Origin of the sequence: Maribacter sp. Asnod2-G09, assembly GCF_045063795.1 — a bacterium.
Classification (GTDB): Bacteria; Bacteroidota; Bacteroidia; order Flavobacteriales; family Flavobacteriaceae; genus Maribacter.
Genome location: NZ_JBEFOA010000004.1, coordinates 777,357 through 795,925 on the forward strand (window position 1 = coordinate 777,357; position 18,569 = coordinate 795,925).

Genomic DNA, 18,569 nt, shown 5'->3' on the forward strand with positions numbered 1-18,569 from the left:
TTGCTCTTAAACAGCATCGATTATAATTGTCGAATATAAAATATTTTGAAAGCTATTCTTGCTAGAATAATAGTCAGAAAAGCTTCAATTCTAATAGTTTAAAATATATGAGTTTCATTAATTCCATCCTAAAGGCATTCGTTGGTGATAAGTCACAAAAAGACGTAAAGGAATTACAGCCTTTAGTTGACCAAATAAAGTCATTCGAATCGAAGTTAGAATCCCTAAGTCACGACGAACTTAGGCAGAAAACAATAGATTTCAAGAAGGCTATTCAAGAATCTATTAAAGAGAAAACAGATCAAATAAGTGCTTTAGAAGAAGAGGTTAAAAACTCTACCGACATTGACAAAAATGAAGATCTTTACACAGAAATAGATAGATTAAAAGAAGAATCTTATACCATTTCTGAAGAGACTTTAAATAAAATACTTCCTGAAGCTTTTGCTGTTGTGAAGGAAACTGCCAAGCGTTTTGCAAATAATGAGACTTTAGAAGTGACAGCCTCTGAATATGACAGAACGTTGTCAGGTTCGAAAGAATATGTCACTCTTGAAGGCACCAATGCAATTTGGAAAAATTCTTGGGATGCCGCAGGTAAAGAAGTTACTTGGGATATGGTACATTATGATGTACAACTAATTGGTGGTATTGCCATGCACCAAGGTAAAATTGCAGAGATGCAAACTGGTGAAGGTAAAACTCTTGTTGCAACCCTACCTTTATATTTAAATGCCTTAAGTGGCAACGGTGCGCATTTAGTAACCGTTAATGATTATTTAGCAAAAAGAGATAGTGCTTGGATGGCACCTATATTTCAATTTCACGGACTTTCTGTAGATTGTATCGATTATCACAGACCAAATTCTGATGGTAGAAGAGCAGCCTACAATGCCGATATTACTTATGGTACCAATAATGAATTCGGTTTTGATTACCTAAGGGATAATATGGCGCATACGCCAAAAGATTTGGTACAACGCCCACATAATTATGCCATGGTCGATGAGGTCGATTCAGTTTTGGTCGATGACGCTCGTACACCATTAATTATATCTGGTCCTGTTCCAGAAGGTGATCGTCATGAGTTTAATGAACTAAAACCAAAGGTTGACGAAATTGTAAGAAAGCAACGTCAGCATTTAACGGGTGTTCTAGCAGAAGCTAAAAAATTAATTGCAGAAGGTGACACGAAAGAAGGTGGATTTCTTTTATTACGTGTATATCGTGGTCTACCAAAAAATAAAGCATTAATTAAATTCTTAAGTGAAGAAGGTGTAAAACAACTACTTCAAAAAACAGAGAATTATTACATGCAAGACAACAACAGGGAAATGCCAGTTGTTGATGAAGATTTATTGTTTGTAATCGATGAAAAGAACAACCAAATAGAATTGACCGATAAAGGGGTTAATTATATTTCGGGTGAGCAGGATAAAGATTTCTTCGTGATGCCAGATATCGGTGGAGAAATTGCCAAAATTGAAAATCAAAATCTTGAAATTGAAAAAGAAGCTGAACTTAAAGAAGAGCTTTTTAAAGATTTCACGATAAAAAGCGAACGTATACATACCATGAGCCAATTATTAAAGGCTTATACCCTATTCGAAAAGGATACGGAATATGTGGTAATGGAGAATAAAGTAATGATTGTAGATGAGCAGACCGGTCGTATTATGGACGGTCGTAGATACTCTGACGGTTTACACCAAGCAATTGAAGCAAAAGAGAATGTAAAGATCGAAGCATTAACTCAAACTTTTGCAACGGTTACTTTACAGAACTACTTTAGAATGTACAGCAAACTTGCGGGTATGACAGGTACTGCTGTTACAGAAGCTGGCGAATTCTGGGAAATCTACAAGTTAGATGTAATGGAAATTCCAACCAACAGACCTATCGCTAGAGAAGATAAAAATGATCTTATCTACAAAACGAAAAGAGAAAAATATAATGCAATTATTGAGGAAGTAACCAAAATTAGTCAATCAGGCAGACCTGTATTGATCGGTACAACTTCTGTAGAAATATCAGAATTACTATCTAAATTATTGAGTGTTCGTAAAGTGCCACATAATGTACTGAACGCGAAACTTCACAAGAAAGAGGCAGATGTAGTTGCTGAAGCTGGTAATGCAGGTATTGTAACTATTGCAACCAACATGGCTGGTCGTGGTACCGACATTAAGTTGTCTGATGCTGTTAAGAAAGCAGGCGGATTAGCAATTATAGGTACAGAAAGACATGATTCTCGTCGTGTAGATAGACAGTTAAGAGGTCGTTCTGGACGTCAAGGAGATCCAGGAAGCTCTCAATTCTACGTTTCTCTAGAAGATAACCTAATGCGTTTATTCGGTTCTGACAGAGTTGCTAAGATGATGGATAAAATGGGCTTAGAAGATGGTGAAGTTATTCAGCATAGCATGATGACCAAATCTATTGAACGTGCCCAAAAGAAAGTTGAAGAAAACAACTTCGGTGTACGTAAGCGTCTTTTAGAGTATGATGATGTAATGAACGCACAACGTGAAGTTGTATACAAAAGAAGACGTCATGCATTACAAGGTGAGCGTTTAAAGCTAGATATTGCCAATATGGTTTATGATACCTGTGAGGTAATCGTGGAAAGCAATAAAGCTGCAAGTGATTTTAAGAATTTAGAATTTGAATTGATCAAATACTTCTCTATCACATCACCTGTAGATGAGGCTGAATTTGGTAAAATGACAGCTCAAGAAATTACCGGCAAAATCTACAAAGCTGCATACGAGTATTATAATGACAAGATGGAGCGTAATGCTGCAGCAGCTTTCCCAGTAATCAAAAAGGTACATGAAGATAACGCCAATAACTTTGAGCGTATCGTAGTTCCTTTTACAGACGGTATAAAAAGCTTGAATGTAGTAACTAACCTTCAAGAAGCATATGACAGTAACGGTAAGCAATTGGTTACTGACTTTGAGAAAAATATCTCATTGGCTATTATAGATGATTCGTGGAAAACACATCTCCGTAAAATGGATGAGTTGAAGCAATCGGTACAATTAGCGGTTCACGAGCAAAAAGATCCTTTATTAATTTATAAGTTCGAAGCATTTGAACTTTTCAAATCGATGATCGAACAAGTAAATAAAGATGTTGTCTCTTTCTTATTTAAAGGTGAATTACCTTCTGAAAACCCTAATGCTATTCAAGAAGAAAGAAACGTTCAACGTAAAGAGAATTTACAAACGACGAAAGAAGAAATTCCTAATAGCGACGAGTTAGCGGCACGTAGTAGAGCGGTTAGTCAAAATCAAGCTGAACGCCCTGCAGTGACAGAAACCATTACTAGAGAACAACCAAAAATTGGTCGAAACGAGCGCGTTACCATTAAAAATGTAATGAGCGGCGAGAGTAAAACGGTTAAGTTCAAACAAGCCGAGCCACTTTTACAAAATGGTTCGTGGGTGTTGACTCAAGATTAAATTATATAGAAATTATAAGTTTTAAAAAGGCATCCTATCGGGTGCCTTTTTTGTTTTCTTATGCTAACCAGCTATAAATAAACCTTATAGAAACTATTACTAATTGAATCCTTTTTTCAAGATTATTTACTGAATTGCCTAATTAACAATTGATTTAATATTTTTAACCATTATTTAGGCAAAAAAAATATGTAATTCAGAAAAATAATAATGGCTTTTATCATACTAAAGCAGAAAATACTAGTATAATGATAAAAACATAATTAGATTTACATTACGTAATTCGTATATTTTATAGTACCTAAATAATATCTATGCCCGGATTTACCATTGACAAAGAACGTCTTCAGGATAAAACCAAACTTTTCTTAAGGGTAAATTATACCACTAGCATTATCTCCATCCTTTTTGGAGCTTTATGCTATTTCATATTGAACATAATCCAAGTAATACCTTTTTTACTTGTAGGCTTCGCAGTTTTAAATATTATAAATCTTTTATATTTCAAAGTTCATAAAAACATAGTTCCCACTTTTAATTTTTCATCAATTATTGGTTTAATTACAGCTGTATTTGTCACCGTTTATAGTGGCGGAATTAACAGTCCATTTATATTCATGATTCCGTTAATTGCATTTGGCGGATTCATAAATAGTACAAGGTACGGTCGCGTATATTTTAATATCATAACGGTACTGATCCTTTTAGTATTCACACAGTCCATACCTGAGTTACGTATTACAGAAAATTTAGTTCCAGAAGAATCAAATTCAGTATTTAGCCTTGTATCCATATTATTTGCTGTTTTTATTTTAGGAAACACCTTAGGCAAAACCCTTCTAAAAACCTATAATGCGATGTACAGTTCAAAAAAGGAACTGTCAAATCAAGTACACGAGAAAGAAAACCTATTAAAAGAAGTACACCATAGAGTAAAGAACAATTTACAGACCGTTTCAAGTTTATTAAGCCTACAATCTAGAAATATTGAAACAGGACCAATGAAAGGTCTTTTAAAGAGTACTCAAAATAGAGTAATCGCCATGGCTATGGTACATGAAATGTTATATATGCGTAACGATATTAGCCACATCGAATACAAATCTTACGTGCAAGAATTAAGCGAATATTTAATTCGTTCAATAAAAGGAAATGATAATAACGTAGATTTAATAATTGATATACCTGATATTAAATTAGGTATAGATACCGCCATTCCATTAGGTCTTTTGATTAATGAAACTTTGACCAATGCCTTAAAATATGGAATTGAAAGTGATAAAGAAGGGGCTATTAGTATCAAGTTACAAAAAGATCCTGAACAAGAAAATTGTTATATTCTAGAGATTGGTGATAATGGTATCGGCTTTCCAGAAACCATTAATTACAAAACCACAAAATCTTTAGGTTTAAAACTAATACACAATCTTACACGACAATTAAGAGGAACAATTCAACGCGATGATGCTAAAAAAGGAACTAACTATATTATACAGTTTCAAGAAATAAAGCAACAATTATCTCCAACAGCATAAATTAATTAATCAATTATTATCACTATCATAATAATAAAAGCCAAGCATACTAATGCTAGCTAATCTTTATAGTAATACTTATATTTAAGCGACTAACATTCAAACCTCGCTTAATGATCAAAAAATTACTACTATTGGCAGTCCTTTATGGGAGTACCATTTCAGCACAAGATTATTTCTACCAAAAATTTCAACCCTTCAATTCTGAGATACCGACTCCCGAGACATATTTAGGTTACGGTATAGGTGAACACCATACTAGACATGACCTTATTGTGGCCTATTTGGAAAAGCTAGCCGAAGTTTCGGACAGAGCATCGATAGCAGAGTACGGCAGAACGCATGAGGGACGCAAACTGGTTATGTTAACCCTTACCGATCCAGAGAATCTAAGCAACCTAGATCAACTGCAAGAAGACCATTTAGCTTTTACCGATCCTGCAAAATCAGTTTCCAATTATAATGACGTTCCAATCTTCATCAATTTAGCTTACAATGTTCATGGTAATGAACCTTCTAGTTCAGAAGCTGCTTTGCTTACAGCCTATACATTTGCCGCTTCAGAAAATCCTGAAATTTTAAATTATTTAAAAAACGCTGTCATCTTTATAGACCCAACAATTAACCCCGATGGTCGAGATAGACATACGCAATGGGCAAACACATACCAAGGAAGTCCTGAAGTTGCAGACCCACAAGATGTTGAACACAATGAGTATTGGCCAATGGGAAGAACAAATCATTATTGGTTTGACCTAAACCGAGATTGGTTATTAGCAATAAATCCAGAGAGTAGAGGTAAATTAAATTGGTACCATAAATGGTACCCAAATGTTGTTACAGATTTTCATGAAATGGGTACGCAAAGTACCTATTTCTTCGAACCAATGAAAACTAACGCATCGTTTGACCCTATAATGCCTAAAGAAAATTATGAGGATTTGAATACACTCTTTGGTAACGAATTTTCTAAAAGTTTAGATAGTATTGGATCACTTTACTTTACCAAAGAAGTATTTGACGGTACCTACCCAGGGTATGGGTCTTCATATCCAGATCTTCAAGGTGGTCTTGGGCTATTATTTGAGCAAGCCAGTTCTAGGGGTCATAGACAAACCACCGCATTCGGCGAAATTACTTTTGCTTTTACAATCAGAAACCAATACGTCTCTGGCATTACCACTGTAAAAACAGCAGTGAACAACAAAGAATATATGCGTAAGTATCAGCAAAAATTCTTTAAGAGTGCGCTAACCAATGCTGCTAAAAGCAAAGTTAAAGGCTATACTTTTGGCGATGTTCATGACAAAAACAGAACAAAAGCTTTTATAGATAAGTTATTGCTTCATAAAATAGATGTTTATCGCTCTGGAGATTCATTTACAGTACCTACAAAACAGCCGCAGTACAGAATGGTACAGACTATGTTTGAAACCTATAAAAAGTATAGAGATAGTGTCTATTATGATGCCTCTGCATGGTCAGTAGCAAACTTTTATAATATGAAGTACAAGTCGGTAAAGGCACTTAACCTTGGCGATAAAATTACCGAAACAGATAATTTAATTTCTATAAGTCCCGTTCAAAAATCAAACTACGCCTATGTAATGGACTGGGATGATTACAATGCACCTGCCGCACTTATCTATTTACAGAAAAAAGGTATTGTAGCATCTTCAGCTGCAAAATTATTTAGTATAAAAACCAAAAAGGAAACCAAAAATTTCAATTATGGAGCGGTCTTAGTTCCTGTAAGCTTACAAAAAGGAGATGCAGATGCAGTGTACGAAAGCATTAAAGAAGCACAAGTAAAATTCGATGTTCCTATTTATGCAGTAGATTCTGGACTTAGTTTAGAAGGTGTCGATTTAGGAAGCGGTAATATTTCGCCTATCAAAAAAACTAAGGCCGTAATGTTGATAGGCGATGGTGTAAGCTCTTATGAAGCTGGAGAAGTTTGGCATTTGCTAGATACTCGTGTTCATATGCCTATTACTAAAATACCAATGCGCAATTTTAACAAGATTAGTTTAGACAAGTATAATACCATGGTTATGGTTTCTGGAAAATATAATATTACAGAGAAACAATTGTCCAAAATTAAAGATTGGACTAGCAAAGGTAACACCCTTATAACTGTAGGTACAGCTAGTAAATGGGCCATTGAGAAAAAGTTAGTAAAAGAAACACTTATCAAAACAGAAAAAGATTCTACCGAACTCGCCGTTAGAAAACCATACGGAGATGCTCGTGAAAATATTGGTAAAGAAAGTCTTGGCGGGGTCATCTTAAACGTTGACCTAGATATTACTCACCCATTAGCCTATGGGTATAGGGATAACAACATCCCTGTTTATAAAAACAACTCGGTTTGGCTATCCCCTAGTAAAAACTCATATGCTACAGTTGCTAAATATTCTAAAAGGCCACATATCGATGGCTTTATTACCGAAAAGAATATGCAAGAAAACATATTGAATGCAGCATCTCTAATTGTTAGTAAATTAGGCAGTGGTCGTGTAGTTCTTTTTGCAGACAATCCTAATTTTAGAGGATCATGGCATGGAACTAATAGATTGTTTTTAAATGCACTTTTTCTTGGAGACAAAATAAAAGTACCTTCTGAAGATTAACATCAATTCACTAATAATTAATTCATACGGTAAAATGATAAAAATAAAAGCACTATTACTATTGGTTTTTGTCTTTTTAATGACAACACCCATATTCGCCCAATCATTACAAGGTGATGGTCCACATTCACAATTGATCATTAGAGGCGTTATGCTTATTAACGGCAATGGCGCACCACCACAAGGTCCTATAGACATTGTAGTAGAGAATAATATCATAAAAGAAGTAAAAGTTGTTGGCTACCCAGGTGTCGCTATCGATGACGCTAAAAGACCACAATTAAAAGCAGGTGGTAAAGAATTAGATTGTACTGGCATGTATTTAATGCCTGGTTTTATAGATATGCATACCCATATTGGCGGTGATGCTCAAGGTGCAGACCCAGATTATGTATTTAAACTTTGGATGGCTCACGGAGTTACAACCGTACGTGAAGTTGCAGGAAGAGGTATTGATATTGCGATGGATCTAAAACATAAAAGCGAAAAAAACGAAATCATCGCCCCGCGAATTATTTCATATACTGCTTTCGGGCGAACGAGTAAATCATTTAATCCATTGAACGATATTCCGATTTCTACACCCGAGCAAGCAAGAGAATGGGTACGTGCCAATGCTAAAAAAGGAGCTGATGGAATTAAATTCTTCGGAGCCGAACCGGCGATTATGGCGGCAGCATTAGATGAAAACAAAAAGTTGGGTTTAGGATCTGCATGCCACCATGCACAAATGAGTGTTGCCCGTTGGAATGTGCTACATTCCGCCAGAGCGGGATTAACCTCTATGGAGCATTGGTATGGTTTACCTGAAGCATTATTCGATGATAGAACGGTACAAGATTTTCCGTTGGACTATAACTACCAAAACGAGCAAGATCGCTTTGAAAATGCAGGAAAATTATGGGAACAAGCAGCAGAACCATATTCTGAGCATTGGAATAATGTTATGAATGAATTATTAGCGCTGGATTTCACCTTAGATCCTACTTTCAATATTTATGAAGCTAGTAGAGATTTACAGCGTGCTAGAAGAGCTGAATGGCATGAAGATTATACATTACCTTCTTTATGGGAATTCTATCAGCCCAGTAAAGTATCTCACGGTTCTTACTGGCATGACTGGGGTACAGAGCAAGAAGTTGCCTGGAGAAAAAATTATAAGCTGTGGATGACCTTTATCAATGAATATAAAAATAGAGGTGGAAGAGTAACCACGGGATCAGATTCCGGATTCATATTCCAACTATACGGCTTTGCGTATATACGAGAATTTGAACTTATGCGAGAAGCAGGATTTCATCCGTTAGAAATTATACAATCGGCAACTTTAAACGGAGCTGAAGCATTAGGTATGGATGACAAACTAGGTTCAGTAACCATAGGCAAATTGGCAGACTTTGTTATTGTAGAGGAAAATCCGCTTCAAAATTTCAAAGTACTGTATGGTACGGGAGCTATAAAACTGACCGATGATAATGAGGTGGTTCGTGTTGGTGGTGTAAAATATACCGTTAAAGACGGAATCGTTTATGACTCTAAAGCATTATTGGCAGATGTCAAAAGACAAGTAGATGAGGCTAAAGCTAAAAGTAACTATACTATAAAGCAGCCTGGTATAAAGAATTAAAACTTACGTTTGTTTACCGGCACTTTAATTGGACGTACTTTTTTCTCGTTCTTAGATGAAGTGAATGCAATAGTTGCAATAACAATAAGTGCTGGTATTATAATTAAAAGTAACATCATAATTAAAAATTTATAAGGTGCTTCATTGCACCTTTTTATATAGGGCAAAGATTATGCCAACTTACCGTATGACTTTTTGGTAGCGAACGCTAATTCTTTGTTAACTCTTGCATTTGCGTATCGGTACAAACGTGCTACTGACGTTTCATCAGTAATTTGAATCTTTTTTTCGTCGCCAGTATTGTCAGAGCTATCAACCAAAACAACACCCACTTCAGTAGTGTTAATTTTATCATCTGTTTGGGGAGTTTGTGCTATTGCTAATGCGCCAGCGAAAATTATTATTAGTAAGGTTACAAGTGCTTTCATATCGTAATGTTGAACAATGTAAAAGTACTTTGAGGTCTACGATTAAGCATCTTGACCTCGCCGAACTGCTATAATTTTCGGCTAGTGTAAAAATCTGAGACGAATCGACAATAAGTGTCGACGAACGGTTTTTGACCAAAAAACACCACACCGACTTGGTGTGTATTTCATCGGTATTTTAAATATGTAAAATTTACAATACCTCTGAAATTGGGGTCCAAAAGACTAACTATATGTAGGAAATAGAATGAATAAAAGTGAAGCTTACTTTTTGTGTCTTCCGCGTTTACCGTAGTTCTTATCGCCGCGTGTTTTCGATTTTGTGTATTTCTTTTTAATGATACGCTTATACGAACCACCTTGATTTTCCTTTTTATTCTTGTCAGACTTTTCGTGAAAACTAGCTCCACGTTCCTCTTCATTAATATTTAAAGGATTCTCATGCTCTTTGTGTTTAGGTTGCTCGTCGAAAGTAAGTTGCGTTGCAATTTGAACATCATTAGGCAGCGGCAATAAATTGACTTTATGCGACATTAAATCTTCAATGGCATCTTTAGCCTCTTCTTCTTTCTCTGTAAATAAAAGAATAGAAGTCCCTTCTTTCTCTGCCCTACCCGTTCTACCGATTCGGTGCATATAGTTTTCAGGAAATTTAGGCGTGTCAAAGTTTATAACGTGAGATATCTCTTGTAAATCCAATCCGCGAGCCATAACATCTGTAGTTACCAAAATACGGTTCTTACCCTCGTCGAATTGATTAATAGAACGTAGTCTATAGTTCTGTGTTTTGTTCGAGTGAATAATACATATTTCTTCACTGAAAAATTCTGCTAACTCTTTAAAGAGTAAATCGGCACTTCGCTTACTTGAAACAAATACTAACACCTTGTGGTACGTTTCTTCGTTTTGTAATAAATTGACCAACAGATTTACTTTCGTATAAAAGTTAGGTGTAGCATACCCGTATTGGGTAATATTTTCTAGTGGAGTTCCACTAACGGCAATCGCAATTTTCTGAACGCCCGTAAAGAAATCGGTAATGAACAATTCAATATCATCGGTCATCGTAGCCGAAAACATAATATTCTGTCTCTTCTGTGGTAAAAGTTCAAAAATATTTACCAGCTGAAATCTAAAACCTAAATCTAGCATTACATCAACCTCATCAATTACAAGTTTCTTCACTTGTTTTAATTGAACCGCTTTAGTAAGAATTAAATCATACAATCTAGCTGGTGTTGCTACTAAAACATCTGTACCTAATGCTAGAGCCTCTTTTTGGCGCAACATACTTTTACCACCAAATACACCCAGAACACGAATTCCGGAATATTTAGCCAGTTTCTCAGCCTCTTCTACAACTTGTACCACCAACTCACGAGTAGGCACAAGAATAATTACCTTCGGATGAATTTCTTTAGAAAACTTAAGGGTATTTAAAATAGGAAGCAGATAAGCAAATGTTTTACCGGTACCTGTTTGAGCAATACCAACAACATCGCTACCACTCATTACAATAGGGAAAGCTTTCTCTTGAATTGGGGTTGTATTTTCGAAACTTAAATCAGCCAGAACTTTCTCTAAGTTTCTAGAAATCTTTAAATCGGTAAACAACGCCATAACAATCACTTTTGTAATTAAAGCGCAAAGCTATGTCGATTAGTTGACAAATCACGTAAAGTGAGAGATTTATCGATAATTAAGTCAAAAATGGCTTTTAATTATAAAAGGATAAAGGGCATTTCCATTTAAGTGGACATATTGAAATAGTTTACTTTGAAACTATTAATTGAATACAACATAAATTATTATATTTCAAATAGAACATATTACTCTTATCTAATGAAATCAAATACAATCCTATTCGTATCGATATTCCTTTTATTTCTGAATGAAATTTCTGCCCAAATGACTAATAAGACATATGATGAAGCAATTAATAACGCCATTGCCAAACAATACCCAGAATACCACACAGCACTACTAAAAGTATTAGATGATTTTGAACAAGAACTTATTATTAAAAAAGTAATTTCAGATAATAGCTATGAAAATTATGTCAAAGTCTTAACCAAAATAAGCAAGGATAGCACTTATGAAGTAGTTAGTGATTTTGCTTTAGGAGATTCGCTAACACTAAATTCTCAGCGCTATAATTACGAACTCATAAATATTATGAAGTCAGTACCTTTAATAAATTATAGAAATAAAGTTCAAGCAAAAAGTATTCTATTTAATCAACGGGTATCTGAAATTACTACAAAAAACGGAGGTTTTTCGCGTTCAAATTATGCATCACTTTTATTAGAAGTATATAACGAAGAAGACTTTCAACTACCAACAATACGAACACAGCTGTATCGATTTCTTGATCCCAATACAAATCATATACATTATATTTATATGGGTAAACCTACTCAAGGCGAATAGACATTAGGTGTTAAATCAATCAGCTTTTGTTCTTTTCTTATCAGTATATTTTATATATCACCTATTAGTATCTAAATCATTATTGTACATCTTTTTACCACCAACATAAGTCTCCAAAACTTTTACATCTTTAATAGTTTTAGCATCAATTTGAAAAATATTTTCATTAAGAATAACAAAATCAGCCAACTTGCCTGGTTCTAATGTTCCTTTTATGTCTTCATCAAAAGAGCTGTAAGCAGCATCTTTTGTATATGCAGCTAATGCTTGTTCCACATTAATTTTCTGCTCAGGAACCCAACCATCAGGATTGTTATCATCTAAGGTTCTTCTAGTAACCGCTGCGTATATACCATATAATGGAGAAGCAGGTGCCACGGGCCAATCACTACTAAACACTAAAGTTGTATTTGCATCTAATAGAGACTTAAAAGCATAGGTAGTTTTAATTCGCTGATGTCCGATAAGCTCTTCTGCCCATCTACCATCATCAATAGCATGATATGGCTGCATGCTGGTAATAACATCTAGTTTAGAAAATCTATTGATATCTTCTACATTCAAATGTTGCGCATGTTCTATTCTTAATCGTCGGTCATTTTTACCATTATTTTTAACTACACTATCATATATATTTAGAATAGTACTGTTTGCTCGATCACCAATAGCATGAACGGTAATTTGAAATTGCTTTTTATCGGCATTAGAAATCCAGCTACCTAAACTATCTACATCGACAATAAACAGACCCTTATCATCTTGCTTATCTGAATAGGGTTCATCAAAAGCTGCCGTGTGCGAGCCTAAAGACCCGTCTACAAAACCCTTCATGAGTCCATTTTTCAACCATTTTGAATTTTTTGTATCCTTTGCAACTGTTTTCCAATACTTCAACGGATCGGCAGCATACACTCTCACCTTCAGTTGTTTATTAGAATTCATCTTATCTAAAATCTCGTAACCACCTAAACTATCTACATCATGTACGGTGGTTACGCCCTGAGAAGCTAAATAATCTTGGGCTGCACTTAGGGCTTCTTCTTTTTCCGAATCGGTAAGCTTAGGTATTTTATTTAAAACTAAATACATTGCTTCACTTTTAAGAATACCGCTTGGAGTATCATCAGGATTTTTAACAATTTCTCCGTTTTCTACATCGGGACTATTTTCATCTATACCCGCAATTTTGAGTGCTGCTGAATTGGCTAAAATCATATGTCCGTCCATTCTATAAATCGCAACAGGATTATCACCTGTAAATTCATCTATCCAGTCTTTATTAGGTAACTCTCCTCCCCAAAGGGTGTGATCCCAATTTCCTTCAACAATCCACTGACCAGATTTTATTTTTTTAGCAAACTCAGATATTCTATCAATAAATTCCTGCTTTGTGCTAGCATCTCTTAATTGTACACTTAAAAGGCTATTACCACCCATTAATAAATGCACATGAGTATCTATAAAGCCTGGGCTGATGAATTTTCCTCCTACATCTTTAATCTTAGTACTTGATCCTTTATACTTTTGAATATCATCTAAAGAGCCAATAGCCAAAATAGTATCTGCCTTTATAGCCATAGCCTCGGCTTTTGAAGATTTAGTATTACCTGTCCAAATATTGGCATTAGTAATTATCAAATCTGCTTTTACACTATCAATACTACAAGAGCAAACCAATAATGTAGTCACGAATAAAAAGAATAGTTGCTTTTTCATGCTATTAAAGGTAGAAAAGTAAAAATGTAATTGTTAGCATTTCCATTGAAAAATACCTTCTTAATTACCCTCTTTTCGCAACACCTGCAACGGCGGACTATTCAAGACCCCTCTACTATTCATTAAACCGATGGCAAGAACTAATAACGTAATACCAGGTAAAACAATTAAAAATGGTACCCATGAAGGCACAAATGGTGTGTCGAAAATGAAATAAGCCAGTAAAAAACTACTCACTAAAGAAAGTAACACTCCTACTCCGCTGCCCAAAATACCAAGAAATAAATACTCTAAAGCATTAATTTTTAATATTTGTTTACTCTGAGCACCAAGTGTTCTTAGTAAAACACTTTCACGAATTCGTTGGTATTTACTGTTACGAACAGATCCTATCAACACAATAATACCTGTTAGAATACTAAAGAAAGCCATAAAAGATATGACCCATGAAATCTTATCTAAAATATCTTCAACCAAGGTTACTACCTGTCTTAAATCGATTATGGAAACATTGGGGAATTTCTTTACCAACTCTCGCTGCAGATCAGCTGAAGACTTTTTATCTGGTGCATTGGTGGTTATCACATGAAACTGAGGTGCATTTTCCAATACTCCTTTAGGGAATACAATAGAGAAATTGAGTTGCATACGTGCCCAATCTACTTGGCGAATATTACCCACTACCGTAGTCATAAGTTTCCCTTGAACATTGAACACCAAGGTGTCACCGATAATGACTAAAGCATCATTGGCCACATTATCTGACAATGAAATAGGTATTACTTTGGCATTAGGATCAACAGAAGGTATCCAATCCCCTTCCAGCAACTTTTCAGAACCTATCATTGAATCTCTATAAGTGGTTCTAAACTCGTGGTTAAGAATCCATTTGTTCATTCGTGTGGTAGTATCTAATCGAATATCATTAACATCTCGATCTTTTATACGCTCTAAACGCATAGTAACAATCGGTATGTTATCTATGACAGGTAATCCTTTCGGAGTAATGGTATTTGCTACTTCATCGCGTTGATCTGTCTGTACATCGAATAATATCAAATTCGGACTCTCAGCACTCGCTTCGAACGAGGTTTTTGCAAGAAGAAAATCTTTTGTAAAATATAATGTACTGATTAAAAACGTACCAATCCCAATAGCTAAAACCAATACTACAGTCTGATTATTTGGTCGGAATAAATTCAACAAACTTTGTCTGGCAGCAAAACTCCATGACTTGGGGAAGTAGCCTTTTATCAATCGCATAAATAAAATTGACACTCCCGCTAAAATGGAAAATGTCACCAAAATTCCTGCTACGAAACTTAATGCGAACTCCCATCTGCCCAATAACCAAAAAGCGAATAACAATACAAACAGTACAATGGCAACCACTACCCAAATTTGATAAGGTCTAGCCTTTTTACTTGTATCTTCTTGCACACGTAATACCTGTAAAGGTGAAACAAACCATGTATTTACTAATGGTGATAAGGCAAATAAAACCGACATGCATACACCTAATAATAAGCCGACAAATATGGCTTGAAATGATGTTGATATCTCAACTTCAAAAGGTAAAAACTCTTGAAGTATAAGCGGAAAAGTCTGTTGTAACAACAATCCTATTACCGTACCAATGAGTCCGCCCAACAATCCCATACCTGCAATTTGAATCAGGTATATTAAAAAGGTTTGTTTACGTGTAGCACCTAAACATTTTAGCACTGCAACCGCTTTTAATTTCTCTTTTATATAAATATGAACAGAGCTAGCAATTCCAACGCACCCCAAAAGAAGTGCAATAAATGCAACTAGATTTAGAAATCTACCTACATTGTCATATCTACGACCTAATCGCTCGCTAGTATCGGTATGGGTATCCATATCTGCATTTTCGGCATCTAATAATGGATCTACATTTTTACTAAGTGCTTCTAAATCTGCCTTATCATTATTGAAATAGTAATTGTAGCCCAAACGGCTACCACGTTGCAAGAGTCCGCTTTCTTCCATAAAACGAAATGGAACAATAATAGGTGGTGCAGCTGTCGCACCAATACCAGTACTACCAGGTGCCGTGATTAAAGACCCAACAATAGCAAATGTGGTTGTACCCAATTTTACACTATCGCCTGGTTTTAAATTATATTGAAGCATTGCGGTGGCATCGACCAACGCTCCGCCTTTTTCTAAATATTCTTTTGCAGCTGAGGCAGGTTCAGTTTCTAACTCCCCGTAAAAAGGAAAGTCCCCTTCAATAGCGCGTACCTGTACCAGTTTTGTAGCTAGACTTTTTGGGAATGCCGCCATTGAGGCAAAATTGACCTCACGGGCATCATATCCGCCCAAAGAATCCATTAATTCTGTTACCCTTTCATTTGCAGGCTGATTGCTATCTATAAGAAAATCGGCACCCATGAGTGCTTTTGATTGCAACCCGATATTATCTTTAAGATTATCGCTAAAAGATTGAATAGACACCACTGCTGCGATACCTAAAATAATGGAAGCCATGAAAAGTAACAAGCGTTTACCACTTGCCTTACCATCGCGCCAAGCCATTTTCAACAACCAATTAAATGATGCTTTTGATGTTCTCTGTGTTAGATTCAAGATATAGAAGTGGTTTCGTTGATTACTATTTTACCACCTTTAAGTCGTAATACATGTTTGTTCAAGTTTGCCAGCTCTAAATCATGAGTAACAATGACCAATGTAGTACCCATTTCTTTATTAAGGTCGAATAAAAGTTTGATGACCTTTTCACCAGTTTCCTCATCCAAATTACCTGTTGGCTCATCTGCAAAAAGAATAGAAGGTTTGTTTGAAAACGCTCGTGCCAAAGCAACCCGCTGCTGTTCACCACCAGATAATTGAGATGGGTAATGATCATGACGATCACCCAAACCAACTTTAGCCAACAACTCCATCGCATCTTTAGAAGCATTTGCTGCACCTTGTAATTCCAGGGGTACACTAACATTCTCTAAAGCCGTTAATGTGGGCAGTAATTGAAAGTCTTGAAAAATAAATCCCACTTTTTCATTTCTTAAAAGCGCACGTTGATCTTCGTTCAAGGCACTCAAATCTTCCCCACAAAGTTCTATTACGCCTTCGTTGATTTCATCTAATCCGGCACAGAGTCCTAATAATGTGGTTTTTCCACTACCTGACGGACCAACAATAGCAAAAGTGTCGCCTTCTTCAATAGAAAAAGTAATATCATCAATAACTGTCAAATTCTTAGATCCGCTTGAATACGTTTTCTTTAGATTACGTACGTTTAATATCTTTGTCATAAATCATTTTGGTACAAGACAACAAAATAAACAAATGATTTTGAATCTAATAAGTTAAGACTATGTTGAAAGTATTAAAGTTTCGTTATTTTTTAGTGGTGTTGTTGTTCGTTGGATGTGGAGAAACTCCAGAAAAGAAACCATCTGACACCCAAAAAGAAGCTGTAAGTAGTGTTGAAAAGGAAGCTATTTCTGCGGATGACAAAGTGATTTTGTTCTACGGAAACAGCCTTACCGCTGCCTATGGCTTAGATACAAAGGAAGGATTCCCAAATAGAATTCAACAACGATTAGATTCTTTAGGCTTGGATTATACGGTGATAAATTCCGGATTGAGCGGTGAAACTACCTCTGGCGGATTAAACCGATTGGATTGGGTACTAAATCAGCCGGTAGATATTTTTGTTTTGGAATTGGGCGCCAATGACGGATTGCGAGGAATACCCATTACAGAGTCTATGAATAATTTGCAATCGATGATCGAAATGGTCAAAGATATAAACCCTGAAACACAAATAATATTGGCAGGTATGCAAATACCACCAAATATGGGTGCAGATTATGCTTCTCAATTTAAAATGATGTATCCTGCCTTGGCAGAATCGAATAATATAATGTTGATTCCGTTTTTACTGGAAGGTGTTGCCGGTATTCCGAAATTGAATTTAGAAGATGGCATTCACCCAACTGCAGAAGGGCAGCGAATAGTAACCGAAAATGTTTGGGAAATTTTAAAAACTGTCGTGTTACCTAAAGGGGGAACGGAGGTAACCGAGGAACTTGTAGAAGAATTAAACTAGGCAAGAGATACTGTTCGTACTCTTGTTTTAAAAAGTAAGGCTTGTTTAACTCTTGCATTTTTGATTTTGTAAAACCTTGCAGCTGTTTGAAAACCCTGAGCGTTTACGTCAGATTTTATTGTTACATCTGCCATGGGCATAACAATAGTCTGTACTTTGGTGTCTGGTGACTTCGATTGTGCTTGGGACTGGGTTCCCAAACAGATAACAAGGAGTAAAAAAATAATTGTACGCATAATAAAGTAGGTAAATTTGGTTTATAGATAACCATCTACTTGTAAGTAAACGTATTTCGAATTCGACAAGAGGTACGGTTTTTACGATGAAAAGATTGCTTTTCGATGTATTACTTCTTTTTGTAGTCCGTTTTCCTACAAAAAAATCTTCCACTAGACCCCGTATTTGTGCATTTCATCGATTTAATACGTTTTTTCTTACAAAAATTTATTATTGATATATGGAGGGACTACAGGAAGGTGGTCTATAAAAGAGAATTGAGAGAATAGAATTGAGAAATTAGATTTTGGTTGTCCGTTGTCCGTTGTCCGTTGTTAAACACAAAATCAATTTAGATTCGCTAAATTCTCTCTTAAAATTTATTACGAAGTCTCTTTTCTAACTTCTATTTTCTAAA

At 35.5% G+C, this 18,569-nt stretch carries 13 protein-coding genes; 6 read left to right on the top strand and 7 right to left on the bottom strand.

Features of this window, described 5'->3' with window-relative positions:
* Positions 1 to 107 precede the first annotated feature (107 nt).
* From secA to ACJJVT_RS10400, 4 genes are all read left to right on the top strand, one after another.
* Positions 108 to 3,467, top strand: coding sequence for a preprotein translocase subunit SecA (secA, locus tag ACJJVT_RS10385; RefSeq protein WP_405398468.1), 3,360 nt, complete (start codon positions 108 to 110; stop codon positions 3,465 to 3,467).
* Positions 3,468 to 3,781: 314 nt separating this feature from the next.
* Entirely contained in the window at positions 3,782 to 5,002 is a 1,221-nt protein-coding gene (locus ACJJVT_RS10390) for a sensor histidine kinase (RefSeq protein ID WP_405398470.1), read from the top strand.
* A 113-nt stretch (positions 5,003 to 5,115) separates the two neighbouring features.
* A complete protein-coding gene (locus ACJJVT_RS10395) occupies positions 5,116 to 7,635 on the top strand; it encodes a M14 metallopeptidase family protein (protein WP_405398472.1) in 2,520 nt (839 codons plus the stop codon).
* Between the two features lie 34 nt (positions 7,636 to 7,669).
* Positions 7,670 to 9,262, top strand: coding sequence for an amidohydrolase family protein (locus tag ACJJVT_RS10400; protein ID WP_405398474.1), 1,593 nt, complete (start codon positions 7,670 to 7,672; stop codon positions 9,260 to 9,262).
* Here the strand turns inward: ACJJVT_RS10400 and ACJJVT_RS10405 are convergent.
* From ACJJVT_RS10405 to ACJJVT_RS10415, 3 genes are all read right to left on the bottom strand, one after another.
* Positions 9,259 to 9,381 carry a hypothetical protein gene (locus ACJJVT_RS10405; protein WP_405398476.1) on the bottom strand — a complete coding sequence of 41 codons (123 nt, stop codon included), beginning with the start codon at positions 9,379 to 9,381 and terminating at the stop codon, positions 9,259 to 9,261. The genes ACJJVT_RS10400 and ACJJVT_RS10405 overlap by 4 nt on opposite strands.
* A 51-nt stretch (positions 9,382 to 9,432) precedes the next feature.
* Positions 9,433 to 9,690, bottom strand: a complete 258-nt coding sequence (locus ACJJVT_RS10410) for a hypothetical protein (protein ID WP_405398478.1) — start codon at positions 9,688 to 9,690, stop codon at positions 9,433 to 9,435.
* A 264-nt stretch (positions 9,691 to 9,954) separates the two neighbouring features.
* On the bottom strand, positions 9,955 to 11,310 hold the full coding sequence (locus ACJJVT_RS10415) for a DEAD/DEAH box helicase (protein WP_405398480.1): 1,356 nt from the start codon (positions 11,308 to 11,310) through the stop codon (positions 9,955 to 9,957).
* Between the two features lie 288 nt (positions 11,311 to 11,598).
* Here ACJJVT_RS10415 and ACJJVT_RS10420 point away from each other — a divergent pair, with 288 nt between their 5' ends.
* Positions 11,599 to 12,120: a hypothetical protein gene (locus ACJJVT_RS10420; protein ID WP_405398482.1), complete on the top strand. Its 522-nt coding sequence runs from the start codon at positions 11,599 to 11,601 to the stop codon at positions 12,118 to 12,120.
* Positions 12,121 to 12,177: 57 nt separating this feature from the next.
* Here ACJJVT_RS10420 and ACJJVT_RS10425 read toward each other — a convergent pair whose 3' ends face one another.
* From ACJJVT_RS10425 to ACJJVT_RS10435, 3 genes are read right to left on the bottom strand one after another with little or no spacing between them, the layout of a single operon-like run.
* Positions 12,178 to 13,836 (bottom strand): amidohydrolase, encoded by a 1,659-nt coding sequence (locus ACJJVT_RS10425; RefSeq protein WP_405398484.1) that lies wholly within the window; start codon positions 13,834 to 13,836, stop codon positions 12,178 to 12,180.
* Positions 13,837 to 13,896: 60 nt separating this feature from the next.
* On the bottom strand, positions 13,897 to 16,398 hold the full coding sequence (locus tag ACJJVT_RS10430) for an ABC transporter permease (RefSeq protein WP_405398960.1): 2,502 nt from the start codon (positions 16,396 to 16,398) through the stop codon (positions 13,897 to 13,899).
* A 47-nt stretch (positions 16,399 to 16,445) separates the two neighbouring features.
* Positions 16,446 to 17,135: an ABC transporter ATP-binding protein gene (locus ACJJVT_RS10435; RefSeq protein WP_405398486.1), complete on the bottom strand. Its 690-nt coding sequence runs from the start codon at positions 17,133 to 17,135 to the stop codon at positions 16,446 to 16,448.
* Between the two features lie 62 nt (positions 17,136 to 17,197).
* Between ACJJVT_RS10435 and ACJJVT_RS10440 the strand changes: the two genes are divergently transcribed.
* On the top strand, positions 17,198 to 17,935 hold the full coding sequence (locus ACJJVT_RS10440) for an arylesterase (RefSeq protein ID WP_405398488.1): 738 nt from the start codon (positions 17,198 to 17,200) through the stop codon (positions 17,933 to 17,935).
* On the opposite strand, the gene ACJJVT_RS10445 is transcribed toward ACJJVT_RS10440, so the two are convergent.
* Complete coding sequence (locus ACJJVT_RS10445; RefSeq protein ID WP_405398490.1) at positions 17,932 to 18,171, bottom strand: hypothetical protein; 240 nt, start codon at positions 18,169 to 18,171, stop codon at positions 17,932 to 17,934. The genes ACJJVT_RS10440 and ACJJVT_RS10445 overlap by 4 nt on opposite strands.
* Positions 18,172 to 18,569: the final 398 nt, after the last annotated feature.

Bases quoted from the DNA above. Each gene is read 5' to 3' on its own strand.
- secA (WP_405398468.1), top strand. From the start codon at position 108: ATGAGTTTCATTAATTCCATCCTAAAGGCATTCGTTGGTGATAAGTCA.
- ACJJVT_RS10430 (WP_405398960.1), bottom strand. From the start codon at position 16,398: ATGGCTTGGCGCGATGGTAAGGCAAGTGGTAAACGCTTGTTACTTTTC.
- ACJJVT_RS10415 (WP_405398480.1), bottom strand. From the start codon at position 11,310: ATGGCGTTGTTTACCGATTTAAAGATTTCTAGAAACTTAGAGAAAGTT.
- ACJJVT_RS10395 (WP_405398472.1), top strand. From the start codon at position 5,116: ATGATCAAAAAATTACTACTATTGGCAGTCCTTTATGGGAGTACCATT.
- ACJJVT_RS10435 (WP_405398486.1), bottom strand. From the start codon at position 17,135: ATGACAAAGATATTAAACGTACGTAATCTAAAGAAAACGTATTCAAGC.
- ACJJVT_RS10400 (WP_405398474.1), top strand. From the start codon at position 7,670: ATGATAAAAATAAAAGCACTATTACTATTGGTTTTTGTCTTTTTAATG.
- ACJJVT_RS10425 (WP_405398484.1), bottom strand. From the start codon at position 13,836: ATGAAAAAGCAACTATTCTTTTTATTCGTGACTACATTATTGGTTTGC.
- ACJJVT_RS10445 (WP_405398490.1), bottom strand. From the start codon at position 18,171: ATGCGTACAATTATTTTTTTACTCCTTGTTATCTGTTTGGGAACCCAG.
- ACJJVT_RS10410 (WP_405398478.1), bottom strand. From the start codon at position 9,690: ATGAAAGCACTTGTAACCTTACTAATAATAATTTTCGCTGGCGCATTA.
- ACJJVT_RS10405 (WP_405398476.1), bottom strand. From the start codon at position 9,381: ATGATGTTACTTTTAATTATAATACCAGCACTTATTGTTATTGCAACT.
- ACJJVT_RS10420 (WP_405398482.1), top strand. From the start codon at position 11,599: ATGACTAATAAGACATATGATGAAGCAATTAATAACGCCATTGCCAAA.
- ACJJVT_RS10440 (WP_405398488.1), top strand. From the start codon at position 17,198: ATGTTGAAAGTATTAAAGTTTCGTTATTTTTTAGTGGTGTTGTTGTTC.
- ACJJVT_RS10390 (WP_405398470.1), top strand. From the start codon at position 3,782: ATGCCCGGATTTACCATTGACAAAGAACGTCTTCAGGATAAAACCAAA.